Genomic DNA, 24039 nt, shown 5'->3' with positions numbered 1-24039 from the left:
ACCGCCACCTCAAATTCCACGAAGACCGGGACAACCTCATACCAGCAGTCGAGTCAGTTCACCCTCGGAAGTCAAGATCTCGCGCTCGAAGCCGCAACCGCGTAGTACCGGTCATGAAGGGTCTTCACCGCCCGCTCCGCCCGCCGAGCCCGACGTACTTCGACCTATCAGTCCCCAAGCTGAGTAGACCTTCGAGCCAATCTTGAGATAATCCGTTCGCAAGAACGCATAGACGGTCGTTACGAACAAGATCGCTGCGTAGGCTGCCATCACCACGCCCCAGCCACGGTGCAGTGTTGCCAGAGAGATTAGGAGGCCGCCCACGGCGGCCGTCGACCAGTAGATTCGGCGTTCCCGATTCAGATCCTTCACTAGGAAGAGCGCGACCACCCCGACCGCAAGGACAACGGCGCCCGCAATCAGCAGCCACGTCGACCAGGCCGGTACCGAGCTAATTGTCGAACTGGCTGCCAACCCAACCCCCTACTCGCTTTCCACCTTCGGACAACGCGACGCTCGCCGCGACAGCCGCGACAAAGGTGCCGCCAGGCCCGAGCACTGAGCCGGCAATAGCTGCGGCACCTACTGCGCCAAGCGCACCACCTCCGGCGCCGCCTGCGAACTCGCCGATACGCTGACCAGGTGCGGCGCCCTGGCTGAGGTCGTATCCCAAGTCGAAGACGTCGATGGCAGTGCCTGCCCAGCCGAGCCTCTTTCCGACGTCCCCTAGGATGCCGGCGTCCCTGAGCGTCAGTTCGTGGGGTTTGTAATGGCTTCCGTGAGGCAGGGTTTTCTCCACAGCCTGAAGACCACCACTACCGGCACTCAATAGCTGACCGTTTTGTTCAAGTAGTTGGTTCCACGGCACGCCACGTGCCAAGTCCCCGACTACTGACTTCGCGCCGTCGGGCGACATACCGGCGCGTGTGAGCGATTCGATCGCCTGATTAATAGCCAGCTGTCTAGCCTTGCCTTCAGAAATGTTCAGAAGCTCAGTTGCGGCGTCCGGTGCCATCGGCGGCATCGCGCCGAGCCCGGCCTCCATTTTCTGCTGGAGATATAGCCTTTCCTGGGCCCGCTGTCTGGCGTCCCGACCGAGAACCGGGTCGACGGGCAGTGGACCTTGAAACTGGGCTGTGAAGTAATCATTGAGACGCTCGCCGGCAAACCGCGCAGCGTTGGGATCGGCATTAGGGTCGTTGATTGTGGCGTAATCCCGTAGCCGCCCAGCCGCTTCGCTTTTCGCCGGAGTCCACGGACCGGGAGAGTTCACCAACGCTTCGTCGGCTGCCCGTTGGCTTGCTGCGTACTTCTCGGCGTCCGCTCGGGCCTGGTCGCCTGGGGTAAGGCCGCCGTCGCCCTCAGAACCCTTCGTCGCATCAGGGGTGTAGCCTTCAGCAGCCATCTCTAGACGGGATTGGTCGAGTTGCTGCGAGTAGGAATCGCGAACTGCCTGCACTTCTTTGAGCGCTTGTGCAGTGCGATCGATTGCCGCCTGTTTCAGGTCGGACCAATCGGCCTCTTCACCGTTTGCTGCAGCCGTCACGACTTCGTTGTGGATCTGGTTGTCGATGAACTGCAGAGAGGCCTCTAGGTTGCTGATCGAGATCGAACCACTGCGCTGCGCCTCCGCCAGACTGGCCGAGATGTTCTGCAGGTCGACGGCGACGCGCGCCAACTGCTCCTTATTTAGATCAAGCGTTTGAGTGGCGTGTGTGACTTCTCGAGAGTCGTTGATCGGATGGCCTGCATCTTCACGGTCCCATGCTGCTTCAAACCGCTTCTTGGCTGCGTTGAACTCCTCGCTTGTGTCGCCCAAACAGACACCCGCGTCGTAAAAGGCCGTCGCCAGATCATGGATCTCGCCAGGTGAACCGCTCTGGATCGTGTCGTTCAATTTCCATGGGTCGCCGCCGGCGGCCTGGACCAACTCGCCTATGTCCAGATAAGTCAGTTGCAGCATTAGGAGAAGTGCAGCCGCGCCTTTTGCAGGGCTGCAGCTTGCTGCTCGTCCTCGGCTGTGAAGGTTGAAGCAGCGGTGTGCACCTTTTCAGTCAAAGCGTGCAACCTGGCTTGGTGACCTTGCATGGCGGTGGCAGCGGCCTCCTGGGTGCGAGCCAGCGCGCGATGGAAGTCGTCCGCCTCGGCGAAATCACCGAAGATCTTCGCAGCTAGCTGCGTTGACAAGAGTTTGTCAGCTCCCTCTTGTGCGGTAGTTCCCGCGCTCCGTGAAAACTCGGCTCCCGAGCGCAGCAGATCTGGGTCAACAAACATGAGGCTCCGTTCGTAGGTCGAGGAAAAGTTTAGTGGTTCGCGTTAGCTGGTAGACGCACATGTTGGTCGGCGGATGCGTGGCCGCCAGCGCATGACCTCCACTAATGCGGTGGTTAACGCTGCGCGGTCACTGCGTTCCCGAGCATTACTTTCACCACTTCCACGGCCCTATTTCGCTCACTTCCAACACTCGGCGGTGGGTCTGTGATCGGCACCGTGGCTTCAACAATGCAATCTTGCACGACGCCAAGGGCGCGCTGATTCTGAACCGGTACGCCGGTCGGCGAGTTCGATGAGATCAGGACGACCGCCGATAACACGCCGTCCGTTTCGTCGACCGCAGTGATCTGATGGGTGAAAGTCGTGCCGCCGCTCGGGTCAACAAATGCCTTTCCGTCGCATTTTCTCCACGCCGCGAGCGACCTGGCAAATTGCGCGTTGGCGTCCTCGGCGGATGCGTGCGCCACCGCGCCGAAAGTGGCCGCGGAGACAGTACCGTAGCTCACAGCCTGAACGGATGCGGCTTGATAAGTCGACCGTTCTAGGAGCTTGGCGGCGCCGAGGCAGTCGGGCTCGACAACCCTATCGACGTCGACCACAGTGCTTCGCAACATGGTTGCGTCGCCGACCGGCGGCGGATTGCCGTACGAAGACACATGTTGGCCGAGGGCGTCTGACAGCTCGCGAGATGTGGGAAGTACGGATGAGAGCCAGGCGTACGGCTTTTGTTGCGGCTCCTCAGTTGAAAACTCGCGTTGTGCTGGAGCGCCGGTGCCTTCGATTGTTTGCGCACATGCGACCGCCGTCAATGCTACGAGGACGATCGCCACGAAGCGTACACTGACCGGGGTACGAAAAGTCACAGATCGATTATCAGGCGAAGGGTGGCTCGGATGGTTGCGTGGCCCACACCAAGTGGATATTGAGCCAGTTGGGCGGATCAACGAGTCGGAATGGGCAGACGGACGCGTACCTGCGTGTTGCGCCCAAACGAAAGACTGTCGGATTGCCTGTAATTAGGGCATCGACGCGGGCGCCGCAACGCACCCGCACGCATCTGCAAGTCGGAAGGCGTTCTGGGCCAACGTGATAACCGATGAGGTGCTCACGTAGCGGCTGATCGGTCTCGGGTGTGCAAGCCGCTTTGCACGGGTGACGTCATCAATCACTGAACGGCAGCGAAGTGCACGACAGCGCCTGAGCGCTGCAGCCGGTCGACGCGCAATCCGGCGTCGGTCAGCCACCGCTGCACGTCGTCGGCGGTGCCACCCGGCCCGAACACGCCGGCCCGCTGGAACACCCCGATCAGCAGGTCCTGACGCACCCCCGCCCCGAGGACGGCGGAATCGCCGACGAGCCGGCCGCCCGGTTTGAGCACCCGCGCCAACTCCCGCACCGCCGCCGCGGGATCGGGCAGGCAGTGCAACCCGTTGAAGCACAGGCACAGATCGAACTCCCCGTCGGCAAACAGAAGGTGCTCGATGTCGGCTTTAGTGAACTCGATGCCGTGATGTCCCAGCGCAGCAGCGCGACGTCGCGCCCGCTCGAGCATGTCTGGTGAAATGTCGGCAGCCACATAGCGGATCTCCTGGCGGGCGCGCATTCCGCGCAACGCCAGTCCGCCCCCACACGGAATATCGAGCACCGCCGCGCCGTCGGGCAGTTCACCAATCACCTTGAAGCTGTCGAACAGCAGGCGAGTGTCGGTGCCCCACAACGCACGTCCCGCCGGCCGGGCCAGCCACTCCCGCTCTACCCCGAAGTCGTACGCGGCGCCGCCGAACTTGCCGACGCGCCCCGCCCAGTTACCGCGCAGATCGGCCATATCCGGCGATTCACCTCACGTTGCAACCGCTGCCCATGTTGTGGCAGTGCCCGCCACCACTGCAGGTGGGACAATGGCAGCCACACGCGATGTGCGCCTGGGGCCGTGCCGGTGCAGGTGGCGGTTGAATGATGACGTCTCGGTCCGGGCGTCGTCGATCTCTGTCTCGTCGTGGCATCGCAGCCTCCTAGAACGATGCACTCAACGGTAGTCAGTCGCCCAGCGTGCGGTGCAGGAACTCGAAGATCAGCGCCGCGCGGAACGCGGTCTGCGCATTGTCCGCGGCGCCCGCGTGCCCGCCCTCGATGTTCTCGTAATACTCCACCTGGTGTCCGGCTGCTTCGAGTGCCGCCGTCATCTTGCGGGCGTGCCCGGGATGCACCCGGTCGTCGCGCGTCGACGTGGTGATCAGCACCGGCGGGTACTGCCGATCCGCGGAAATGTTCTGGTATGGCGAGTATTCCGAAATGAACGCCCAGTCGTCGGGATTGTCGGGATCGCCGTACTCCGCCACCCACGACGCGCCCGCCAGCAGCACGTGAAATCGCCGCATGTCCAGCAGCGGCACACTGCACACCAACGCACCGAACAACTCCGGATACTGCGTGAGCATGATGCCCATCAACAGCCCGCCGTTGCTGCCGCCCTGCGCACAGAGCTGCGGAACCGTGGTGATGCCCCTATCCACCAGATCTCTTGCCACAGCCGCGAAATCCTCGGCAACCAAATGCCGACCCTCGCGCATCGCCTGGGTATGCCAGCGCGGTCCGTACTCCCCGCCACCGCGAATATTGGCCAGCACGTATGTGCCGCCTCGCGACAGCCAGAGCCGCCCCAGCACCCCGTCGTAACCCGGTGTGCGCGCCACCTCGAAGCCGCCGTATCCGGACAGCAGTGTCGGTCCCGGCGCCTGCGAATGCCGGTGGCCCACCACAAAATACGGAATCTTCGTGCCGTCATCGGATGTCGCGAAGTGCTGGCTGACGACGAGATCGGCGGCGTCGAAGAACGACGGCGCCCGCTTGATCTCGGTCAGCTCACCACCCGCAGCGCCCCACAGCAGCCGCGACGGGGTATCGAATCCACTGGAGTCCAAGAACACTTCGGAGCCGTACTCGTCGACGGCCGCGATCACCGTGTTGGTGTTCTCCGGCAGCCCCGGTGCCGGCTCCGCCGTCCACGTCCCAGGCGTGACGACCTCGACACGGCTGGCCACATCGGCGAGCGTCACCAGGATCAAATGATCGCGCGTCCACGCGTAGTGGTTCAGGCAGGTGTGCTCGTCGGGTTCGAATACGACCGCCAGTTGCGCTGTCCCCGCGAGGAATTCCTCGTAATCGGCGGCCAGCAACGAGCCTGCGACGTATTGCGCGTCGCCCCGGTACCAGTCGGTGCGCAGTTCGATCAGCAACCAATTGCGGTGCACCGAGACGGTGGCGTCCGTCGGCGCGTCGATGCGGATGAACTCGCCGCCCCGCAACTCGTAGACGTCGTCGTTGAAGAAGTCGATCGCCCTGCGCACCATGGTGCGCTCGAATCCTGGTGTGCGGTCGACCGACGCCGCCACGATGACATCCGTCGCGGCGCCGCTGAACAGCGTCTCGGCATCCGCCAACGGCTGCCCGCGCTTCCACCGCTTGACCAGCCTCGGATATCCGGAATCGGTCAACGAGCCTTCACCGAAATCGGTGCCCACCAACACCGTATCGGCGTCCTCCCAGCTGTAATGGGTCTTGGCCTCCGGCAGCTCGAAGCCGTCGGCGACGAATTCGCGTGTGCGCATGTCGAATTCGCGAACCACCGCCGCATCCGAGCCGCCCCGCGAGAGCGCGATCAGCGCCAGCGTGTGATCCGGCTCGATGACGTCGGCGCCGGCCCACACCCAGTTCTCGTCGTCGGCGCGCGCCAACTCGTCCACGTCGATGAGCACGTCCCACTCCGGTGACTCGGAGCGATAGCTGTCCAGCGTGGTGCGCCGCCATAGCCCCCGCGGGTTGGCCGCGTCGCGCCAGAAGTTGTACAGATACTCGCCGCGGCGTCGCACGTACGGGATGCGGGCATCGGTATCGAGCACTTCGAGGGCCTCGACGCGCATCTGCTCGAACCGTTCGCCGCCGAACGTGGAGAGGGTCGGCTCGTTGTGCCGTCGCACCCAGTCCAGCGCTTCGTCACCGGCGATGTCTTCGAGCCACAAGTACGGGTCGTCGGCCATATGCGTCATTGTGCCCAGATACCTCGGTGGCACGCCGCGCGCATACCCGGGTAGCGGAAGGGGCCGCGTTATCGTCGTAAGCGTGATTCCGCTGCCACGCGCATGGTTGTTGACCAGTGCGATGCTCGTCGGCACCGCGGTTGGCCTGCTCGCTGCGGTCGTCACAACGCTGCTGGTCAAGACGGCTATCCGGCCGGATGTGGTGATCGCGCTCGTCGTCGGGATACCCGGTGCGCTCGGGATGTTGACGATTTTGATGTCCGGACGCCGATGGGTCACGACGGTGGGCGCGTTCATTCTGGCGATCGCCCCGGGGTGGTTCGGCGTGCTCGTGCTCATCCAGGTGGTGCACGGTGCCTGATGTCGCCGGCCCGGCGGCTCCGGGGCCTGATGTCGGCGAGCCCACCGCCCCGTTCACTCCGACGTTCACCGGCAGTTTCGAGGCCCAGCCCGATCCGCTGCAGCCGTTGGCCGCCGAACACGACCCCGCCGTCGCCGTCATCAACCACAAACCGGTCCACGACACCGAGGAGCCGTCGGAACCCCTCCCCGCGCCGCCCCATCCGGTCGTCGTCCCCAGCTCGTACCAGTACCTCAAGCGCTGGAAGTTCGCCCTCGTCGTCGCCGGTGTGTGGGTCCTCGCGGCCGCGGCCGGGGTGGGCCTGTACTACTGGTGGTTCCACTCGTTCGACAAGACGCCGTCGGTCTTCGTGGTGCTGGTGTTCCTCGTCGTCTGCACAGTCGGCTCGCTGACGACCGCGATGGCGCAGACCAAGCCACTGATATCCGCGCTGTCGATCGCGCTGATGTCGGCGCCGCTGGCCGCGGTGGGCGGCGCGGCGGTGCTGCACGGGATCTACTTCTGCAATCACGCGGCCCGATGCCTGATGGGCGTCCTGCCCTATTAGTGTTGGCCGGGTGACCCACTATGACGTCGTCGTCCTCGGAGCCGGCCCCGGCGGGTACGTTGCGGCCATTCGCGCCGCCCAGCTGGGCCTGAACACCGCAATCGTCGAACCGAAGTATTGGGGCGGGGTATGCCTCAACGTCGGCTGCATCCCCTCCAAGTCGCTGCTGCGCAACGCTGAGCTGGCGCACATCCTCACCAAGGAGGCCAAGACCTTCGGCATCAGCGGCGAGGCCACCATGGACTATGGCGTCGCCTTCGACCGCAGCCGCAAGGTCGCCGAGGGCCGCGTCGCCGGTGTGCACTTCTTGATGAAGAAGAACAAGATCACCGAGATCCACGGCTACGGCACGTTCACCGACGCCAACACGCTGTCGGTGAAGCTCAACGATGGCGGCAGCGAGACTGTCACGTTCGACAACGCCATCATCGCCACTGGCAGCAGCACCCGCCTGGTGCCGGGCACGTCGCTGTCGGAGAACGTCGTCACCTACGAGGAATTGATCCTGTCGCGGGAGCTGCCCGGCTCGATCGTCATCGCCGGCGCGGGTGCGATCGGCATGGAGTTCGGCTACGTGCTCAACAACTTCGGCGTCGACGTCACCATCGTCGAGTTCCTGCCGCGGGCGCTGCCCAACGAAGACGCCGACGTCTCCAAGGAGATCGAGAAGCAATTCAAGAAGCTCGGCGTCAAGGTGCTCACCGGCACCAAGGTCGAATCAATCCAGGATGATGGATCCACGGTGACGGTTTCCGTCAACAAGAACGGCGAAACCAGCGAGCTCAAGGCCGATAAGGTGTTGCAGGCCATCGGGTTTGCGCCCAACGTCGAGGGTTACGGGCTGGATGCCGCGGGCGTGAAACTGACCGACCGCAAGGCCATCGGCGTCGACGACTACATGCGCACCAACGTGCCGCACATCTACGCCATCGGCGACGTCACCGGGCTGCTGCAACTCGCGCACATCGCCGAGGCGCAGGGTGTGGTGGCCGCCGAAACCATCGCCGGCGCAGAGACTTTGGCGCTCGGCGATTACCGGATGATGCCGCGCGCGACGTTCTGCCAGCCACAGGTCGCCAGCTTCGGGCTGACCGAGGAGCAGGCCCGCGAGGAAGGTTACGACGTCAAGGTCGCCAAATTCCCGTTCACCGCTAACGGCAAGGCGCACGGCATGGGCGACCCCAGCGGCTTCGTGAAGCTGATCGCCGACGCCAAGTACGGCGAGCTGCTCGGCGGGCACTTGATCGGACACGACGTCTCCGAGCTGCTGCCTGAACTCACGCTGGCGCAGAAATGGGATCTGACCGTCAACGAGCTGGCCCGCAACGTGCACACGCATCCGACGCTGTCGGAGGCGCTGCAAGAGTGCTTCCACGGCCTGGCCGGCCACATGATCAACTTTTGAGAGCGATCTGGGTCGCCGGGATCGGCGGATTGGTGATCGGCCACATCCTGTGGCTGATCGGCATCTCGATGGCCACCGCCACCTCGAGCGTGAGCACCTGGGTGCTGGTGGTCGCGGCGGTGTCGCTGCTCGGGGGTGCCTTCGCAGGTGTGCAGGCGTGGCGGCACTATCAGCAGAAGTCCGAGGTGTGGGCCGCGTTTCTGGCGTGCCTGCCGATATCGCCGGTGCTGTTATCGCTGACGGTGCTCGGCGTGACGTACCTCTAGTCCGGGAAGTCCAGCGGGATCTGCAGTGTGGCCATCGTGGCGGCCAGCGCGTCGTACTGCCCTGCGAGCGTGCAGAATTCGATGAGCTGCGGGCGGGTCAGGTGACTCGACAGCGCCGCCCAGGTCTCCGGGGACATCGACCGGGTGATGACGAACTCATCGGTCGCCGTGATCAGCACGCGCTGCCGGTCGGTGAGCCCTTCGGCGTCCGGTCCTTCGAAGATCTTGGCCTGCAGTGCGTCGTCGACGCCGCGGCGGCGGGCCAGCCGCCGGTGCTGCTGCAGCTCGTATTCGCAGTTGCGCAAGTGCCCGACCCGCAGGATAACCAGTTCGGCGTCCTGACGCGACAATTTCCCGGCATACAGCAGATACCCGGAGAACGGCAGCCACGCCAAGAACAGCAGCTTGTGCTGGCCAAGCACGTTGAACAAGTGAAACTTCGGGGCGCGAATCCCGCGGGCGCCCAGCTTGGCGATCGCCCAGCCGATCGGGCCGAGTTCGCGGAATCCGCCCGGCGGGATGCGCGCAGGGACCATGCTCATGGCTGCTTCACCAGGTAGGGCGACACGGTGCTGCGGTGCTCGTTGAGGTCGAGCGCCCGGCCCAGCGCGGGGAAGGCCCGCTGCGGGCAGTTGTCGCGCTCGCAGACTCGGCAGCCGGCGCCGATGGGTGTCGCGTTGTCACCGGACAAGTCCAATCCCTCCGAATAGACCAGCCGATGCGCGTGCCGAAGTTCGCAGCCCAGGCCGATCGCGAACGTCTTACCCGGCTGACCATATCGCGATGCGCGGCGTTCGACGGTGCGCGCCACCCACATGTAGTTGCGTCCGTCGGGCATCTGCGCGATCTGCACCAGGATCTTGCCCGGATTGGCGAACGTCTCGTAGACGTTCCACAGCGGGCAGGTACCGCCGCTGGACGAGAAGTGAAAGCCGGTGGCGGACTGCCGTTTTGACATGTTGCCCGCGCGGTCGACCCGGATGAACGAGAACGGCACCCCGCGAAGGCCGGGCCGCTGCAGCGTGGAGAGCCGATGGCAGATCGTCTCGTAGCTGATCGAGTAGAACGCCGACAGTCGTTCGATGTCGTAGCGGAAGTTCTCCGCGACCTCGTGGAACTGGCGGTAGGGCAGTACCGTCGCGGCCGCGAAGTAGTTGGCCAGCCCCAGCCGGGCCAGCGTCGTCGACTCCTCGCTGGTGAAGTGGCCCTCCTCGACCAGCTTGTCGATCAGGTCTCCGAACTCCAGATAGGCCAGCTCGGCGGCCATCTTGAACACCTGCTGGCCCGACGAGAGGTGACTGCTCATCTCCAGCGTCTTCGTTTCCGGGTCGTAGCGGTGTAACACGGTATCGCCCAAGTCAATTCGGCGCACAATGCGCACACCGTGCACCATGATCAGCCGGTCGGACAGCTCGCGGGCCAGATCAGCGCGGTGCATGCGCATCCGGATGGTGAGGTCCTCGGCGGCGGTGTCGAGCTCGTGCAGATAGTTCTGGCGCTGATAGAAGTAATCGCGCACCTCCTCGTGCGGCATGCTGATCGACGCGGTGCCGCTGCCGTCGGAGAAGCGGTCCTCGGTGGCCGCGGCCAACTGGGTGGTGGTGATGCGGTAGCGCCGGTGCAGGTTGACCATCGCGCGCGCCAGCGTCGGATGGGCGGCGACCATATCGGCGATCTCGGCGAGGTCGACGTCGATGTCCAGATCGCGGTCCAGCGTCACCTCGCGCAGTTCGGCCACCAGCCGGGTGTCGTCCTGCGAGGCGAAGAACGTGGCGTCGACGCCGAAGACCTCGGTGATCCGCAGCAGCACCGCGACCGTCAGCGGGCGCACATCGTGCTCGATCTGGTTCAGGTAGCTCGGCGAGATATCGAGCATCTGCGCCAGCGCCGCCTGGCTGTAGCCGCGTTCGCTGCGCAGCTGGCGCACCCGCGAGCCGACGAAGGTTTTTGCCACGTCACCACCGTAAACAACCCTGCAAATCTCTGCTTCGCATTCTTGGCAAGTCGACGGTTATGGCACTATCGGATCGGCGAAAGCACGGGAGGGCAGGGAATGACGAGCAATACGGCGGCGGGCGCGAGCGGCCTCGCCAAGACATTGATGCCCGTGCCCGACCCGCATCCCGACGTCTTCGACCGGCAGTGGCCACTGCGCGTCGCCGATATCGACCGCGAGGGCCGGCTGCGTTTCGACGCCGCGTGCCGCCACATCCAGGACGTCGGCTCGGACCACCTGCGCGAGCTCGGCTTCGAGGAGACCCACCCGCTGTGGATCGTCCGGCGCACCATGATCGACCTGATCAAACCGATCGAGTTCCAGGACATGCTGCGGCTGCGCCGCTGGTGTTCGGGGACCTCGAACCGCTGGTGTGAGATGCGGGTACGCATAGATGGCCGCAAGGGCGGGCTGATGGAATCCGAGGCGTTCTGGATCAACATCAACCGGGAGACCCAGGGGCCGGCGCGCATCTCCGACGACTTCATTGCGGGTCTGCAGCGCACCACGACCGTCGACCGGCTGCGGTGGAAGGCCTACCTCAAGCCGGGCAGCCGCGAGGACGCTTCGCAGATCCGCGAGTTCCCGGTCCGCGCCACCGACATCGACCTGTTCGACCACATGAACAACTCCGTCTACTGGAGCGTGGTCGAGGACTACCTGTACAACAAGCCCGAACTGCTGCACGCGCCGCTGCGGGTGACCATCGAGCACGACGCGCCCGTCGCGCTCGGGGACAAGTTGGAGATCATCTCGCACGTCCATCCGCCCGGATCGACCGATCGGTTCGGTGCGGAGCTCACGGATCGCACTGTTACAACGCTCACATATGCGGTCGGCGAGGAGACCAAAGCCGTCGCGTGCATCTTCGCGCACTGAGCCGCGCGGTTTAACAGTACGGGCGTACTGACCTGCGAAAATTCTGTACTGGTGGGTAACTTCTGAACCGGTTCAGCCCGAAGTAGTCTTCGCAAACTTTGCAAGTTAACGCCAACCCTTGGCGAAAGTTGGCAACTGAAACGGGTGGACCTGCGGTTATGGCGTAGTGCATCCTCGGATTAGCACAACAGCGAAGTTGTTCAGGTGTTAGCAAGCCGGGAAGCCTGCGACACCTCAGCGATCGTCAGAATCCGAAGGAGCAGTCGAATGTCGACCGTCGGCACGCCGAAGTCACCCGAACAGATCAAGCACGACTGGGACACCAACCCGCGGTGGAAGGGCATCAAGCGCGACTACACCGCCGAGGACGTGGTGGCCCTGCAGGGCACCGTGGTGGAGGAGCACACGCTGGCCCGCCGCGGCGCCGAGGTGCTCTGGGAGCAGCTGCACGACATGGAGTTCGTCAACGCGCTCGGCGCGCTGACCGGTAACATGGCCGTCCAGCAGGTGCGTGCCGGCCTGAAGGCCATCTATCTGTCGGGTTGGCAGGTCGCCGGTGACGCGAACCTGTCCGGGCACACCTACCCCGACCAGAGCCTGTACCCGGCCAACTCGGTGCCGCAGGTGGTGCGTCGCATCAACAACGCGCTGCTGCGCGCCGACGAGATCGCCAAGGTCGAGGGCGACACGTCGGTGGAGAACTGGCTGGTGCCGATCGTCGCCGACGGCGAGGCCGGCTTCGGTGGCGCGCTCAACGTCTACGAGCTGCAGAAGGCCATGATCGCCGCGGGTGTCGCCGGTTCGCACTGGGAGGACCAGCTGGCGTCGGAGAAGAAGTGCGGTCACCTCGGTGGCAAGGTGCTCATCCCGACCCAGCAGCACATCCGCACGCTGACTTCGGCTCGCCTGGCGGCCGACGTCGCCGACGTGCCGACGGTCGTCATCGCCCGCACCGACGCCGAGGCGGCCACGCTGATCACCTCCGATGTCGACGAGCGCGACCGCCCGTTCATCACCGGTGAGCGCACCAAGGAAGGCTTCTACCGGGTCAAAAACGGCCTGGAGCCGTGCATCGCCCGCGCCAAGGCCTACGCGCCGTACTCCGACCTGATCTGGATGGAGACCGGCACGCCGGACCTGGAGCTGGCGAAGAAGTTCGCCGAGGGCGTCAAGAGCGAGTTCCCGGACCAGATGCTGGCCTACAACTGCTCGCCGTCGTTCAACTGGAAGAAGCACCTCGACGACGCGACCATCGCGCGGTTCCAAAAGGAGCTCGGCGCAATGGGATTCAAGTTCCAGTTCATCACGCTGGCCGGCTTCCACGCGCTGAACTACTCGATGTTCGATCTGGCTTACGGCTATGCCCGCAACCAGATGACCGCGTACGTCGAGCTGCAGGAGCGCGAGTTCGCCGCCGAGGAGCGGGGTTACACCGCGACCAAGCACCAGCGCGAGGTGGGCGCCGGCTACTTCGACCGCATCGCCACCACCGTCGACCCGAACAGCTCGACGACGGCGCTGGCGGGCTCGACCGAAGAGGGTCAGTTCCACTGAGCCGACTGCACCGATTTCTGCACCAGGGCTGCGATTCTTCGCGATTCACAGCCCTGGTGCAGAATTCGACGTTATGAGTGAAGAGATCAAGCGAGTAGGCGTCGTCGGCGCGGGGCAGATGGGGTCCGGCATCGCTGAGGTGTCGGCGAAGGCCGGCGCCGACGTTGTGGTGTACGAGCCCACCGAGGAGCTGGCCGAAGCGGGCCGCAAACGCGTCACCGGGTCGTTGGACCGCGCGGCGAGTAAAGGCAAGCTGTCCGAAGCCGACCGCGACGCGACGCTGGCGCGGTTGACATTCACGACGAGCATGGCCGACCTCGCGGATCGTCAGCTCGTCATCGAAGCGGTGGTCGAGGACGAGGCCGTCAAAGCCAAGATCTTCGCCGAGCTCGACGAGATCATCGCCGATCCCGACGCGGTGCTCGCGTCGAACACGTCGAGCATCCCGATCATGAAAATCGCTGCGGCAACAAAGAATCCGAGCCGGGTGCTGGGGCTGCACTTCTTCAACCCGGTGCCGGTACTGCCGCTCGTCGAACTCGTCAACACGCTCGTCACCTCCGACGCCGCGCTAACCCGCACGGAGAAGTTCGCAAGCGATGTGCTGGGCAAGCAGGTCGTACGGTGCTCTGACCGTTCGGGTTTCATCGTCAACGCGCTGCTGGTGCCGTACCTGTTGTCGGCGATTCGGATGGCCGAAGCAGGTGTCGCCTCCGTCGAAGACATCGACAAGGCGGTGGTGGCCGGGTTGTCGCATCCGATGGGGCCGCTGCGGCTGTCCGACCTCATTGGCCTGGACACCATGAAGCTGATCGCCGACTCGATGTTCGAGGAGCTCAAGGATCCGCACTATGCGCCGCCTCCGCTGCTGTTGCGCATGGTGGAAGCGGGCCAGCTCGGCAAGAAGTCTGGCCAGGGCTTCTACACGTACTAGTCCTTGAATTAGCAACTACCGCGAAGTTTAGCTAGTCTAGCCTCCGGTCGGGGGACGGCAATTCGACGCTGCCCGGCCACCGTTCAGAACAGAGCGCAAGGGGTAGCAGTCGTATGTCCAACGTCGAGTCCGAGTTGAAGCCTTTCTACGAGGAATCGCAGGCGATTTACGACATATCCGACGAGTTCTTCGCACTGTTCCTCGATCGCACAATGGGATACACCTGCGCGTACTTCGAGCGCGAGGATATGACCCTCGAAGAGGCGCAGACGGCGAAATTTGAACTCGCGCTGAACAAGCTCGACCTCAAACCGGGGATGACGCTGCTCGACGTCGGCTGCGGCTGGGGCGGCGCCCTCGAGGTCGCGCTGCAGAAGTACGACGTCAACGTCATCGGAATCACGTTGAGCCGCAATCAATGTGAGTACAGCCGGGAACGGCTCGCGAAGGTGCCGACATCGCGTTCGGTGGAGGTGCGGCTGCAGGGCTGGGAGGAGTTCGACGAGCCCGTCGATCGCATCGTCTCGATCGGCGCGTTCGAGGCCTTCAAAGCCGAACGCTATCCAGCGTTCTTCGAACGGGCCTACAGCCTGTTGCCCGACGACGGCCGCATGCTGCTGCACACGATCCTCGCCCACACGCAGAAGTTCTTCCGCGACAACGGCATCAAGCTGACGATCAGCGACCTGAAGTTCATGAAGTTCATCGGCGAGGAGATCTTCCCCGGCGGTCAGTTGCCGGCCGTCGAGGACATCGAGGAGCTCGCGGCCGGCTCCGGGTTCATCTTGGAGCGCATCCATCTGCTGCAGCCGCATTACGCGCGCACCCTCGACATGTGGGCGCGTAATCTCGAGGCCAACAAGGAGCAGGCGATCGCCATCACCTCCGACGAGGTCTACGAGCGCTACATGAAGTACCTCACCGGCTGCGCCGACTTCTTCCGCCGCGGCATCACCAACGTCGGCCAGTTCACCCTGCTCAAGTAGCGACTCACGTAGCCGCGAGCCGCTTCTTCTCCGCCTCGATATCGAAATCCGCTGGCGGCCAGGACAACCTCAGCCCCTCCAGTGCTTCGATGAGCAGTTCGGTCACCGCCAACCGGCTGTACCAGCGCTTGTTGCACGGCACCACATGCCACGGCGCGTAGTCGGTCGACGTGCGCTCGAGCATCGCCTGGTAGGCCTCCTGGTACTTCGGCCACAGCATGCGCTCGTCGATGTCGCCGGGGTTGTACTTCCAATACTTCGTCGGATCTTCCAGCCGCTCGGCCAGCTGCTTCTTCTGCTCGTCGAGCGAGATGAACATCGCCACCTTGATCAGCGTCATGCCGCCGTCGACGAGTTCGCGTTCGAACGCGTTGATTTCGTCGTAACGCCCGCCCCACACCTCGGGCGGCACCAGATTGTGCACGCGCACGATCAACACGTCCTCGTAGTGTGAGCGGTCGAACACCCCGATGTGCCCGGCAGGCGGCAGCGCCCGCCGGATTCGCCACAGGAAGTGGTGCGACAACTCCTCCTCGGTCGGCTTACCGAATGCCGTATAGCGCACACCGATCGGATTCACCGATCCCACAACGTGTTTGACGATGCCGCCCTTGCCCGCGGCGTCCATGCCCTGCAGCACCAGCAGCACCGAGCGCGAATCGTCCAACGCCTTGTAATTGGCGTAGAGCATCTCCTGCAGCTCGGCGAGGTGGGCGCTGCGTTCGGCCTGCAGCTGCGCCGCGTCGCTCTTGGAGCCCTTGAAACCCGGTGTGGCGTCGGTGTCGAAGTCGGCGACCTTGTCGCCCTGGCGGTACACCAGATGATCGTGCGGCGCGTGCGTCCAGCTCATATCAGCTGCGGGGGCACGATCGGCGACGGATGCGGCTGCGAGTTGAACTTCTCCAGTGATCCGCCCACCTCGACGATGCCGCACAGCGCGCTCCACGACAGCATTGTCAGGTAGTCGATCAGCTCTTCAGCGCTCATCCGCGGATGCGACATCCACGAGTGGGTGGCCAACTGCACACCGCCAACGATCAGGTACGCCCACGGCTCGACGCCGTGGGTGTCCATCCCGGCCTCCTGCATGCGCCGGCGCAGCATCACCGCGAGCATGCGGGCGATGATCTGTTCCGAATCGGCGATCACCTTGTTCTTGCTGGCCGAGTTGTTGGCCATCACGAAGCGGTACGGCTCGGGCTCGTTGGCCACCGTCTCCACGTACACCCGGATGATCTCGCGGGTCAGGTCGTACCCGTCCAGGTTGGACGACAGCGCGGCGGCCATGTTGGGGATCAGCGTGGTCTGCGCGAACCGCATCATCACCGCGGTGGTGAGGTCGTTCTTGTCGACGAAATAGCGGTACAGGACGGTCTTGGAGACGCCGATTTCGGCCGCGATCTCGTCCATGCTGACGTTGCTGCCGCGCCGCCGGATGGCTTCCAGCGTGCCGTCTACCAGCTCATTGCGCCGGTCCACCTTGTGTTGGTGCCAGCGTCGTTTACGCCCATCGGTCTTCACCGCCACCGGGGGGGTCTGCTGTGCCACTATCGCCGTAGTCCGTTCCCTAGTCCCTCTTGATAGTACGGCTGATTACCGGCGTGAGCCTTGTGGGCTCGACCCCATGTTCGCTCCATAGCGGATGATGTAGGGGTGGCACACAGACCGAAGCCCGGCGGAGGCCGGCTAGCAGAGCCCCCGGCGCCGAAGCCGAGCTTTGCCGAAGCGCTGGCCGGCGCGGACTCCGAAGCCGATGCCGAACGCCGTCGCGGGCTGCGCCGCATGAAGGTCGTCGCACTGAGCTTCCTGGTGGGCGCCACCGTGATCTTCCTGCTGTGCACGTGGGCGCAATCCCACGGCGCGCCCGGCTGGGTGGGCTACGTGCGGGCCGCCGCGGAGGCGGGCATGGTCGGTGCGCTGGCCGACTGGTTTGCGGTCACGGCGTTGTTCAAGCATCCGCTGGGCATCCCGATCCCGCACACCGCGATCATCAAGCGCAAGAAAGACCAGCTCGGCGAGGGCCTGGGCACCTTCGTGCGGGAGAACTTCATGTCGCCGCAGGTGGTGGAGGCCAAGCTGCGCGACGCGGAGGTCGCCGGTCGGCTGGGCAAGTGGCTCTCCGAGCGCACACACGCCGAACGGGTGGCCAGCGAGGCCTCCAACGTGTTGCGGGTGGGCGTGGAAATGCTGCGCGACGAGGACGTCCAGCACGTGCTGGACCGGATGATCGTCAAGCGGATCGCCGAACCGCAGTGGGGCCCGCCGGTGGGACGGGTGCTGGCCACCCTGCTGGCCGAGCGGCGTCAGGAGGCGCTGCTTCAGCTGCTGGCCGACCGGGCATTTCAATGGTCGCTGAACGCCGGCCCCGTCATCGAGCGCGTCGTGGAACGCGATTCGCCGACCTGGTCGCCGCGCTGGGTGGACCATCTCGTCGGCGACCGGATCCACCGCGAGCTGATGGACTTCACCGACAAGGTGCGCCGCAACCCCGACCACGAACTGCGGCGTTCGGCCACCCGGTTCCTGTTCGAATTCGCCGACGATCTGCAGCACGACGACGCCACGATCCAGCGCGCCGAGAACGTCAAAGAGCAGATCATGGCCCGCGACGAGGTGGCCCGCGCCGCCGAGACGGCGTGGTCGGCCGCCAAGCGCATCATTCTTGAATCGGTCGATGACCCGTCGTCGGCGCTGCGCACCCGCATCGCGGACTCGGTGATGCACATCGGCGAGTCGCTGCGCGACGACGTCGAGCTGCGCGACAAGGTGGACAACTGGATCATCCGGGCGGCCCAGCACCTGGTGTCGGAGTATGGGGCGGAGATCACAACGATCATCACCGACACCATCGAACGCTGGGATGCCGACGAGGCCAGCCGACGCATCGAATTGCACGTCGGCCGTGACCTGCAATTCATCCGGATCAACGGCACGGTCGTCGGTGCCCTCGCCGGGCTGATCATCTATTCGATAGCTCAGCTACTCTTCTGACCTGCGCTAACTAGTGCTTGCAAAAGTTAGCACCCCGTCGTACGGTTGGTCTCGTCGCACTGGAGTTATTCCAACGGATAACCGACGCACCGAGGGGGCTACCCATGCCGCAGGACCAAGATCTTGCCGCCGTGGTGTCCAACGCTGCGCAGGACATCGGCAGCTTCATCCGAGCACAGCGCGAGGCGGCTCAGGTATCCGTGCGACAGCTGGCCGAGAAGGCCGGCGTCAGTAATCCCTACCTCAGCCAGATCGAGCGGGGATTGCGGAAACCGTCTGCCGACGTGCTCAACCAGATCGCCAAGGCGTTGCGGGTGTCCGCGGAAGTGCTCTACGTGCGGGCCGGGATTCTCGAGCCCAGCGAGGGCAGCAAGGTCCGCGACGCCATCGTCACCGACACGGCGATCACCGAGCGGCAGAAGCAGGTGTTGCTCGACATCTACACGTCGTTCTGCCAGCAGAACGAAGCCGAAGGCATCCCCGCCGATGAGGAGCCCGAGGAGCTGACGGCGCCGGAGCAACCGAAGTAAGAGTCCGTCAACCGACCCTGGAAAACCCTGGAAAGGAACCGAAAGAGATGCCCGAGAAGAATCAGAACCTCGACATTGACGACCTGAAGGCCCCGCTGCTCGCCGCGGTCGGCGCCGCTGACCTGGCGCTGGCCACCGTCAACGAGATCGTGGCGACCCTGCGCGAGCGTGCCGAAGAGGCCCGCACCGACGCCACCGAGCGCCTTGAGGAGCGTCGCGCTCGCCTGACCAAGCTGCAGGAAGAGCTGCCCGCCCAGTTCGGCGAGCTGCGCGAGAAGCTGTCGACCGAGGAGCTGCGCAAGGCTGCCGAGGGCTACGCCGAGGCCGCCCAGACCACCTACAGCAAGCTCGTCGAGCGCGGTGAGGCCGCCCTCGAGCGGCTGCGCACCGCCCCCGCGCTGGAAGAGGGCCGCGAGCGCGTCGAGCGCTACTCGGACCAGGCCGTCGAGCTGACGCAGGAGGCGCTGGGCAGCGTGTCCGAGCGGACCCGCGCGGTCGGCGAGCGCGCCGCCAAGCTGGTGGGCGTGGAGCTGCCGAAGAAGGCCGAGAAGGCCGCGCCGGCGAAGAAGGCCCCGGCCAAGAAGGCCGCCGCCAAGAAGGCTCCGGCCAAGAAGGCGCCGGCCAAGAAGGTCACCCAGAAGTAACCCGGGACTGGGGAGCTAACCCAGTCGACGTCTAGGGCGGTACCCGCATAGGCTTACTAATTGTGAGCCACCTTGTGGGTACCGTCCTTTTCGTTTTGCAGATCGCTGTGCTGGTGACGACGGTCTATGCGTTCGTCCATGCGGCGATGCAACGCCCCGACGCCTACACCGCCGCCGACAAGCTGACCAAGCCGGTGTGGCTGGTGATCCTCGGCGTCGGCGTGCTGCTGGCCTTGGTGCTGGGCCCCGCGCTGGGACCCGTGATCGCGGCGTGCGCCGCCGGTGTCTACCTCGTCGACGTCCGGCCCAAGATCCTGGAAATCCAAGGGAAGTCGCGCTAGCTCGATGCGCCTACTCCCGTTGGGCGCGGCGCTGGTTGCTGTGCTCGCACTGCCTATCTCAGCGCCCGTCGCGTCCGCCAACCCGGTGCCCGCCCCGCCGTACGTCGAGCACGTCGAATGGGCCAAGTGGGGCGATCTGTCCAGCCTGCGGGTGTACCCGACGCAGTCGGCCCGCCTCGCCGCCCGTCAGCTCGGTACCGATGCGCAGGCCGAGGCCGCCTGGACCGAGGTGCTCACACTCTCGCCCGATGCAGACATCCCGGGCATGCGGGAGCAGTTCGTCTGCCACTGGCGGTTCGCCGAGTTCGGCGAGCCCGGCAAGACCAGCTGGAATCTCGAGCCGTGGCGGCCCGAAGTTCCGTTCGAGGAGATGGTGGCGGCGGGCTGCAACCCGGGCGGCACCGAAGAACCGTTCTGATGGCGCCCTACACCCGCGCTGCCGTCGCCGCGCGCGTCGACCACACGCTGCTCAAACCGGAGGCCACCGAATCCGACGTCGTCACGCTGGTGGAGGAGGCCGCCGAACTCGACGTGTACGCGGTATGCGTATCGCCGACGATGGTGCACGTCGCGAAGTCGTTCGGATCCGATGACCTGAAGATCGCGTCGGTGGTGGGATTCCCGTCAGGCAAACATCTTTCGGCGATCAAGGCCGAGGAGGCGCGGCTCGCGGTCGAGGCCGGGGCAGATGAGATCGACATGGTCATCGACGTCGGCCTGGCGCTGTCGGGCTTTCTCGACGAGGTGGGTTCCGACATCCAGACGGTCTCCGATGCCATACCCGACCAGGTGGTCCTCAAGGTGATCGTGGAATCGGCTGCGCTGCTGAATCTTTCGGGCGAGCAGCGGGTGATCGACGTGTGCCGGGCCGCGGAGGGGGCGGGCGCCGACTTCGTCAAGACCTCGACGGGCTTTCACTCCGCCGGTGGAGCTTCGGTGCGGGCCGTCGAGTTGATGGCCGCCACCGTGCGTCCTCGGCTCGAGGTCAAGGCCAGCGGCGGCATCCGCACCGCCGCCGACGCCGTCGCGATGCTCGAGGCGGGGGCGACGCGGCTGGGGCTATCCGGCACCCGCGCCGTGCTCGACGGGCTGGGCTAACTCAGCCCGTCGCGAGATTGCGCACAGGCAGGCCGCCACTCGTATTTTCGCTGCCTGCCTGCAATCTCGCGATCAGAGCCCGGCGAAGCAGGGATCGTCGGTGCTCTTCGGGATCGACGCGTTCTGCGTGGAGAAGTGGCTGACCACACCGGTATCGGTGACCTGCACGCTGTCGGCGTGGATACCCATCGGGTAGTTCTTGGTCAGCTGCGAAGTGAACGCGTCCAGCGCGGGCTGCACCGTCTCGCGGGGCAGCGAGAAGCCCAACCCGCTGAGCTCCGTCACCTCCAGCGCGATGCCGTTCTCGGCGACCTCCGGCTTGGCGGTGATGCTGCCCAGCGCGCCCTCCAACTCGATCGTGCCGGCCGACGGGTTCGTCGACACACCGGTGAGGAAGCTGCCGAACAACGGGATGGCCTCCTGCACGGTCTGTTTGATGCCCTCGGCCGACCAGGTGATCATCGCGTTGAGTGAGCCGACCGACCCGCTGGACGTCGGCGTGTCCTCCAGCCGCACATCCTTGATATCGATGGCGACCTTCATGCCCTGGGCGTCGCGGATCTGGTTGCCGGCCGTCTCGATGTTGATGTTGGTGTAGTGGCCCGACACGTGCTGCATCAAAAACGGCGGCAGCGGGTCGAACGACGCCTTGGCCTGGTCCTGGACCACGCATTCGACGACGCGGGCCACCACGGTGTCGGCCCGGTTGCGGGCATACAGCTCGCCGGCCAGCACTCCGGCGGCGACCAGCGCCATGACGATGACGACAGCCAGCACGATCGACAGCGGATCACGGAAGAAGTCTTTGATCTTCGCCAACAGCGAGGTGTCCTTAGGTGGTTCGGCGGACGGCGGCGGAGCGTAGCCCGGCGGTTGCTGGATGTCGCCGGCCGGGCGGCTCCCGGGCCCTTGCGGGAACTGTGGCTGTGGTGGGACGGGCGGCGCTTGATTCGCCGGGCGAGCCCAGGGATCGGTCACGCCCGCGATTCTGCCTTACTCGCATGAGCGAACGCTGAGCGGTTGCGCAACACCGCGATGGTGTCGCGGGCGTGCCGCGCCTTGTCCAGGTCGATGTCGACGACGAGCAATTCCGGGTCGGCGCCCGCGGAGGCCAGCACCTCGCCCGTCGGCGAGACGACCAGGCTGCCGCCCACCCCGGTCGGGCCCGTCGCGGCGATCTCGTCGCCGGGATAGGCCTGATCCACCGCGGCGACGAAGCCCGTCGTATCGAGCGCCCGCGCCCGGGCCAACAGCGTCCACTGTTCGAGCTTGCCCGGGCCGGAGCCCCAGGACGCGTGCACGGTGGTGAGCAGGGCGCCGCGCTGCGCGAGTTCGACGTAGAGCTCCGGGAAGCGGATGTCGTAGCAGGTGGTCAGCCCGACGCCCACGCCGTCGACGGTGATCATCACGGGTTCGAAACCCGGTGCGACAGTGCGTGATTCGGTGAAGCCGAAGGCATCGTAGAGATGGATCTTGTGGTAGTGAGCGTCTACTCCCCGTCCCGCCGCGACGAGCGTGTTGGCGACGCGGCCGTCGTCGGCCGGGGTGAACATGCCGACGACGACGACGATGCCGGCGCGCTCGGCGATCGCGCGCACACCCGACGCCCATGACCCGTCCAGCGGCTCGGCGACCGGGCCGAGCGGTACGCCGAACCGGCATTGTGTCGCCTCGGGGAATAGCACCAATTGCGCGTCGGCGTCGGCGGCACGGTTCGTGTAGTCCTCGACGAGCGCGAGATTGGCCGGCGGTTCGGTGCCGGCGCTGATCTGCGCGAGGGCGATCCGCATGCCCGCCAGCCTAGTTGCCGGTTGATGTCATGAAGGGGCGCAGTCCTCTCGCGCACTTTCGCGCCATAGCCGTAAAGTCAACGTGCGACTTAGACGGGAGCCACCGCCGCCCACGGCACCGACAGCACGCCGTCGCGCATCCGCCGCCGCGGCGGTTCTACCGGAAAACCCTGATCGCGCAGCAGGTCGAGCATCGCGCGCCAGCGCACCCGCGGCCCGAATACGCCGTGCCCGGCGACACTGGCCCACGCCCGGTCCGCGGCGCTCAGCAGTGCGTGCACCGGCTGGCCGGGCACGTTGTGGTGGATCAGCACCTTGGGCAGCCGCTCGGCCACATCCGACGGGCGCTCGACGGTGAACGGATCGCAGGCCAGGGTGAAGCTGACCGGGCCTGCGGCGTCCAGCAGCACCCAGCAGCAGCGGCGGCCCAGCTCGTCGCAGGTGCCGTCGACGATCAGGCCGCCGGGCGCGAGCCGCTGCTGCATCGCCGCCCACGCCTCGGGCACCGCCTCGACCGGATACTGGCGCAGCACGTTGAAGGCGCGCACCAGCACGGGCCGCAAACCTGCCAATTCGAAACCGCCCAAAGCGAATTCGACGCCATCGACGCTCGGCACCACCCGCTCCGGGTGGATTTCCAGGCCGACGACGCGGATGTCGGCCCGGACCACCCGCAGACGCGCCGCCAGTTCCAGGGTGGTGACCGGCAGCGCGCCGTAGCCGAGGTCGATCACCAGCGGATCGGTGGCGGACAGCAGCCCGGTGCGCACCCGCGGCGAGTGCACCAGCCACCGGTCGCTGCGGCGCAACCGATTGTGTCCGGTGGTGCCACGGGTCGGCAGCCCGACCGGCTTGGTGGTGTTTGGCATGTGTACCGCCGCATCAGGCATTTTCCGTCAACCACACCGTGGTGAAACGCTGTTCGGCGATCAGCAGGTCGGCCAGCAGGCCGCCGATGAAGTTTTCGATTTTGCCGCCGACGAGCGGGATCCCGACCTCGACGGTGACGTTGAACTCCAGCCGCGAGCCCGTCTCCGTCGGCCGCAACACGGCTTTGCCCGACAGCGACGCCGGCGCACCGGGCACGCTGCCGGTGACCTCGGCGTGCGCCTTGCCGTCCTCGACCGGGCTCCACTTCTCGGTGCGCAGCAGCCGCACTTCGCCGCGGTAGAACTGGTGCACCCAGCCGGGCAGTCGGTCGGCGCGCAGGATCTGGGTGGTGGCGACGTCGATGTGGCCGTCGGGTCCGACCTCCATGGCGTCCAGCGTGTAATCGTCGGCGCCGGAGTCCTCCAACCGTGCGAGCCAATACTGTTCGTCGCTGAACGCCCGGTGGACCTGTTCGACGCTGCCCTCGTATTCGGCGGCCATGTCGAATGAGCGCGGCATAGCTGGCCAGGCTACCG

At 65.4% G+C, this 24039-nt stretch carries 27 protein-coding genes; 14 read left to right on the top strand and 13 right to left on the bottom strand.

The genetic code is table 11. The annotated features are described in order from the left end of the window. Positions 1–451 precede the first annotated feature (451 nt). From CWS39_RS18855 to CWS39_RS18835, 5 genes are all read right to left on the bottom strand, one after another. Entirely contained in the window at positions 452–1963 is a 1512-nt protein-coding gene (locus tag CWS39_RS18855; RefSeq protein WP_102144450.1) for a putative alpha/beta hydrolase, read from the bottom strand. Beyond that, positions 1963–2274: a DUF2563 family protein gene (locus tag CWS39_RS18850; RefSeq protein WP_102144449.1), complete on the bottom strand. Its 312-nt coding sequence runs from the start codon at positions 2272–2274 to the stop codon at positions 1963–1965. Before CWS39_RS18850 ends, CWS39_RS18855 begins: the two co-directional genes overlap by 1 nt. A 113-nt stretch (positions 2275–2387) precedes the next feature. Beyond that, complete coding sequence (locus CWS39_RS18845) at positions 2388–3104, bottom strand: sensor domain-containing protein (protein WP_158240376.1); 717 nt, start codon at positions 3102–3104, stop codon at positions 2388–2390. A gap of 335 nt (positions 3105–3439) precedes the next feature. Next, complete coding sequence (locus tag CWS39_RS18840) at positions 3440–4099, bottom strand: methyltransferase domain-containing protein (protein WP_102144447.1); 660 nt, start codon at positions 4097–4099, stop codon at positions 3440–3442. 211 nt (positions 4100–4310) lie between these two features. Next, positions 4311–6320, bottom strand: a complete 2010-nt coding sequence (locus tag CWS39_RS18835) for a prolyl oligopeptidase family serine peptidase (protein ID WP_199178195.1) — start codon at positions 6318–6320, stop codon at positions 4311–4313. Positions 6321–6393: 73 nt separating this feature from the next. Between CWS39_RS18835 and CWS39_RS18830 the strand changes: the two genes are divergently transcribed. From CWS39_RS18830 to CWS39_RS18815, 4 genes are read left to right on the top strand one after another with little or no spacing between them, the layout of a single operon-like run. Next, positions 6394–6672 carry a putative holin gene (locus tag CWS39_RS18830; protein ID WP_199178194.1) on the top strand — a complete coding sequence of 93 codons (279 nt, stop codon included), beginning with the start codon at positions 6394–6396 and terminating at the stop codon, positions 6670–6672. Further along, positions 6665–7219 carry a hypothetical protein gene (locus tag CWS39_RS18825; protein WP_102144446.1) on the top strand — a complete coding sequence of 185 codons (555 nt, stop codon included), beginning with the start codon at positions 6665–6667 and terminating at the stop codon, positions 7217–7219. The genes CWS39_RS18830 and CWS39_RS18825 overlap by 8 nt, the downstream gene beginning before the upstream one ends. A gap of 10 nt (positions 7220–7229) precedes the next feature. After that, positions 7230–8624 (top strand): dihydrolipoyl dehydrogenase, encoded by a 1395-nt coding sequence (gene lpdA, locus CWS39_RS18820; RefSeq protein WP_102144445.1) that lies wholly within the window; start codon positions 7230–7232, stop codon positions 8622–8624. Further along, positions 8621–8890, top strand: a complete 270-nt coding sequence (locus CWS39_RS18815) for a hypothetical protein (RefSeq protein WP_102144444.1) — start codon at positions 8621–8623, stop codon at positions 8888–8890. The genes lpdA and CWS39_RS18815 overlap by 4 nt, the downstream gene beginning before the upstream one ends. Here the strand turns inward: CWS39_RS18815 and CWS39_RS18810 are convergent. Beyond that, positions 8887–9426: a carboxymuconolactone decarboxylase family protein gene (locus CWS39_RS18810; RefSeq protein ID WP_102144443.1), complete on the bottom strand. Its 540-nt coding sequence runs from the start codon at positions 9424–9426 to the stop codon at positions 8887–8889. The two genes, CWS39_RS18815 and CWS39_RS18810, sit on opposite strands and share 4 nt — an antisense overlap. 2 nt (positions 9427–9428) lie before the next feature. After that, on the bottom strand, positions 9429–10844 hold the full coding sequence (gene ramB, locus CWS39_RS18805) for an acetate metabolism transcriptional regulator RamB (RefSeq protein WP_102144442.1): 1416 nt from the start codon (positions 10842–10844) through the stop codon (positions 9429–9431). A gap of 99 nt (positions 10845–10943) precedes the next feature. Here ramB and CWS39_RS18800 point away from each other — a divergent pair, with 99 nt between their 5' ends. The 4 genes from CWS39_RS18800 to CWS39_RS18780 all read left to right on the top strand — a co-directional run bounded on the left by CWS39_RS18800 (position 10944) and on the right by CWS39_RS18780 (position 15239). Next, a complete protein-coding gene (locus CWS39_RS18800; protein WP_102144441.1) occupies positions 10944–11765 on the top strand; it encodes an acyl-[acyl-carrier-protein] thioesterase in 822 nt (273 codons plus the stop codon). Positions 11766–12032: 267 nt separating this feature from the next. After that, entirely contained in the window at positions 12033–13319 is a 1287-nt protein-coding gene (aceA, locus tag CWS39_RS18790) for an isocitrate lyase (protein WP_102144439.1), read from the top strand. 73 nt (positions 13320–13392) lie between these two features. Then, positions 13393–14253: a 3-hydroxybutyryl-CoA dehydrogenase gene (locus CWS39_RS18785; RefSeq protein ID WP_102144438.1), complete on the top strand. Its 861-nt coding sequence runs from the start codon at positions 13393–13395 to the stop codon at positions 14251–14253. 113 nt (positions 14254–14366) lie between these two features. Further along, positions 14367–15239: a cyclopropane mycolic acid synthase family methyltransferase gene (locus CWS39_RS18780; RefSeq protein WP_102144437.1), complete on the top strand. Its 873-nt coding sequence runs from the start codon at positions 14367–14369 to the stop codon at positions 15237–15239. A 4-nt stretch (positions 15240–15243) separates the two neighbouring features. On the opposite strand, the gene CWS39_RS18775 is transcribed toward CWS39_RS18780, so the two are convergent. Both CWS39_RS18775 and CWS39_RS18770 read right to left on the bottom strand, forming a co-directional pair. Further along, the gene (locus tag CWS39_RS18775; protein WP_102144436.1) at positions 15244–16089 is read right to left on the bottom strand and encodes a polyphosphate kinase 2 family protein; all 846 of its coding nucleotides are present in this window, start codon (positions 16087–16089) and stop codon (positions 15244–15246) included. Next, positions 16086–16787: a TetR/AcrR family transcriptional regulator gene (locus CWS39_RS18770; RefSeq protein ID WP_102144435.1), complete on the bottom strand. Its 702-nt coding sequence runs from the start codon at positions 16785–16787 to the stop codon at positions 16086–16088. The genes CWS39_RS18775 and CWS39_RS18770 overlap by 4 nt, the downstream gene beginning before the upstream one ends. A gap of 105 nt (positions 16788–16892) precedes the next feature. On the opposite strand from CWS39_RS18770, the gene CWS39_RS18765 reads away from it, so the two are divergent. The 6 genes from CWS39_RS18765 (at position 16893) to deoC (ending at position 20843) form a co-directional block, all read left to right on the top strand. Beyond that, a complete protein-coding gene (locus CWS39_RS18765) occupies positions 16893–18230 on the top strand; it encodes a DUF445 domain-containing protein (RefSeq protein WP_102144434.1) in 1338 nt (445 codons plus the stop codon). Positions 18231–18334: 104 nt separating this feature from the next. Further along, positions 18335–18760: a helix-turn-helix domain-containing protein gene (locus CWS39_RS18760; protein ID WP_102144433.1), complete on the top strand. Its 426-nt coding sequence runs from the start codon at positions 18335–18337 to the stop codon at positions 18758–18760. Positions 18761–18807: 47 nt separating this feature from the next. Beyond that, complete coding sequence (locus CWS39_RS18755) at positions 18808–19404, top strand: heparin-binding hemagglutinin (RefSeq protein WP_102144432.1); 597 nt, start codon at positions 18808–18810, stop codon at positions 19402–19404. Between the two features lie 62 nt (positions 19405–19466). Beyond that, positions 19467–19745 carry a DUF2516 family protein gene (locus CWS39_RS18750; protein WP_102144431.1) on the top strand — a complete coding sequence of 93 codons (279 nt, stop codon included), beginning with the start codon at positions 19467–19469 and terminating at the stop codon, positions 19743–19745. A gap of 4 nt (positions 19746–19749) precedes the next feature. Next, positions 19750–20163 carry a DUF2599 domain-containing protein gene (locus tag CWS39_RS18745; protein ID WP_102144430.1) on the top strand — a complete coding sequence of 138 codons (414 nt, stop codon included), beginning with the start codon at positions 19750–19752 and terminating at the stop codon, positions 20161–20163. Next, entirely contained in the window at positions 20163–20843 is a 681-nt protein-coding gene (gene deoC / locus CWS39_RS18740) for a deoxyribose-phosphate aldolase (RefSeq protein WP_102144429.1), read from the top strand. Before CWS39_RS18745 ends, deoC begins: the two co-directional genes overlap by 1 nt. 72 nt (positions 20844–20915) lie before the next feature. On the opposite strand, the gene CWS39_RS18735 is transcribed toward deoC, so the two are convergent. The 4 genes from CWS39_RS18735 to CWS39_RS18720 all read right to left on the bottom strand — a co-directional run bounded on the left by CWS39_RS18735 (position 20916) and on the right by CWS39_RS18720 (position 24022). Continuing rightward, the gene (locus CWS39_RS18735; protein WP_102144428.1) at positions 20916–21821 is read right to left on the bottom strand and encodes an LmeA family phospholipid-binding protein; all 906 of its coding nucleotides are present in this window, start codon (positions 21819–21821) and stop codon (positions 20916–20918) included. Next, the gene (locus CWS39_RS18730; protein ID WP_102144427.1) at positions 21818–22633 is read right to left on the bottom strand and encodes a carbon-nitrogen hydrolase family protein; all 816 of its coding nucleotides are present in this window, start codon (positions 22631–22633) and stop codon (positions 21818–21820) included. Before CWS39_RS18730 ends, CWS39_RS18735 begins: the two co-directional genes overlap by 4 nt. Before the next feature lie 89 nt (positions 22634–22722). Then, entirely contained in the window at positions 22723–23502 is a 780-nt protein-coding gene (locus CWS39_RS18725; RefSeq protein WP_102144426.1) for an SAM-dependent methyltransferase, read from the bottom strand. Positions 23503–23515: 13 nt separating this feature from the next. Next, positions 23516–24022: a DUF2505 domain-containing protein gene (locus CWS39_RS18720; protein WP_102144425.1), complete on the bottom strand. Its 507-nt coding sequence runs from the start codon at positions 24020–24022 to the stop codon at positions 23516–23518. Between the last annotated feature and the right edge of the window lie 17 nt (positions 24023–24039).

It is taken from the genome of Mycobacterium hubeiense, assembly GCF_002838065.1.
GTDB lineage: Bacteria > Actinomycetota > Actinomycetes > Mycobacteriales > Mycobacteriaceae > Mycobacterium > Mycobacterium hubeiense.
Note: the sequence above shows the minus strand (reverse complement) of the source record. Positions and strands in the feature narration are given on the sequence as shown.

Excerpts from the sequence above, each read along its gene's own strand:
- CWS39_RS18840 (WP_102144447.1), bottom strand. The coding sequence starts at position 4,099 with ATGGCCGATCTGCGCGGTAACTGGGCGGGGCGCGTCGGCAAGTTCGGC.
- CWS39_RS18800 (WP_102144441.1), top strand. The coding sequence starts at position 10,944 with ATGACGAGCAATACGGCGGCGGGCGCGAGCGGCCTCGCCAAGACATTG.
- CWS39_RS18755 (WP_102144432.1), top strand. The coding sequence starts at position 18,808 with ATGCCCGAGAAGAATCAGAACCTCGACATTGACGACCTGAAGGCCCCG.
- deoC (WP_102144429.1), top strand. The coding sequence starts at position 20,163 with ATGGCGCCCTACACCCGCGCTGCCGTCGCCGCGCGCGTCGACCACACG.
- CWS39_RS18785 (WP_102144438.1), top strand. The coding sequence starts at position 13,393 with ATGAGTGAAGAGATCAAGCGAGTAGGCGTCGTCGGCGCGGGGCAGATG.
- CWS39_RS18725 (WP_102144426.1), bottom strand. The coding sequence starts at position 23,502 with ATGCCAAACACCACCAAGCCGGTCGGGCTGCCGACCCGTGGCACCACC.
- CWS39_RS18730 (WP_102144427.1), bottom strand. The coding sequence starts at position 22,633 with ATGCGGATCGCCCTCGCGCAGATCAGCGCCGGCACCGAACCGCCGGCC.
- CWS39_RS18775 (WP_102144436.1), bottom strand. The coding sequence starts at position 16,089 with ATGAGCTGGACGCACGCGCCGCACGATCATCTGGTGTACCGCCAGGGC.
- CWS39_RS18780 (WP_102144437.1), top strand. The coding sequence starts at position 14,367 with ATGTCCAACGTCGAGTCCGAGTTGAAGCCTTTCTACGAGGAATCGCAG.
- CWS39_RS18720 (WP_102144425.1), bottom strand. The coding sequence starts at position 24,022 with ATGCCGCGCTCATTCGACATGGCCGCCGAATACGAGGGCAGCGTCGAA.
- CWS39_RS18835 (WP_199178195.1), bottom strand. The coding sequence starts at position 6,320 with ATGACGCATATGGCCGACGACCCGTACTTGTGGCTCGAAGACATCGCC.
- CWS39_RS18810 (WP_102144443.1), bottom strand. The coding sequence starts at position 9,426 with ATGGTCCCTGCGCGCATCCCGCCGGGCGGATTCCGCGAACTCGGCCCG.
- CWS39_RS18760 (WP_102144433.1), top strand. The coding sequence starts at position 18,335 with ATGCCGCAGGACCAAGATCTTGCCGCCGTGGTGTCCAACGCTGCGCAG.
- CWS39_RS18745 (WP_102144430.1), top strand. The coding sequence starts at position 19,750 with ATGCGCCTACTCCCGTTGGGCGCGGCGCTGGTTGCTGTGCTCGCACTG.
- CWS39_RS18850 (WP_102144449.1), bottom strand. The coding sequence starts at position 2,274 with ATGTTTGTTGACCCAGATCTGCTGCGCTCGGGAGCCGAGTTTTCACGG.
- aceA (WP_102144439.1), top strand. The coding sequence starts at position 12,033 with ATGTCGACCGTCGGCACGCCGAAGTCACCCGAACAGATCAAGCACGAC.
- CWS39_RS18855 (WP_102144450.1), bottom strand. The coding sequence starts at position 1,963 with ATGCTGCAACTGACTTATCTGGACATAGGCGAGTTGGTCCAGGCCGCC.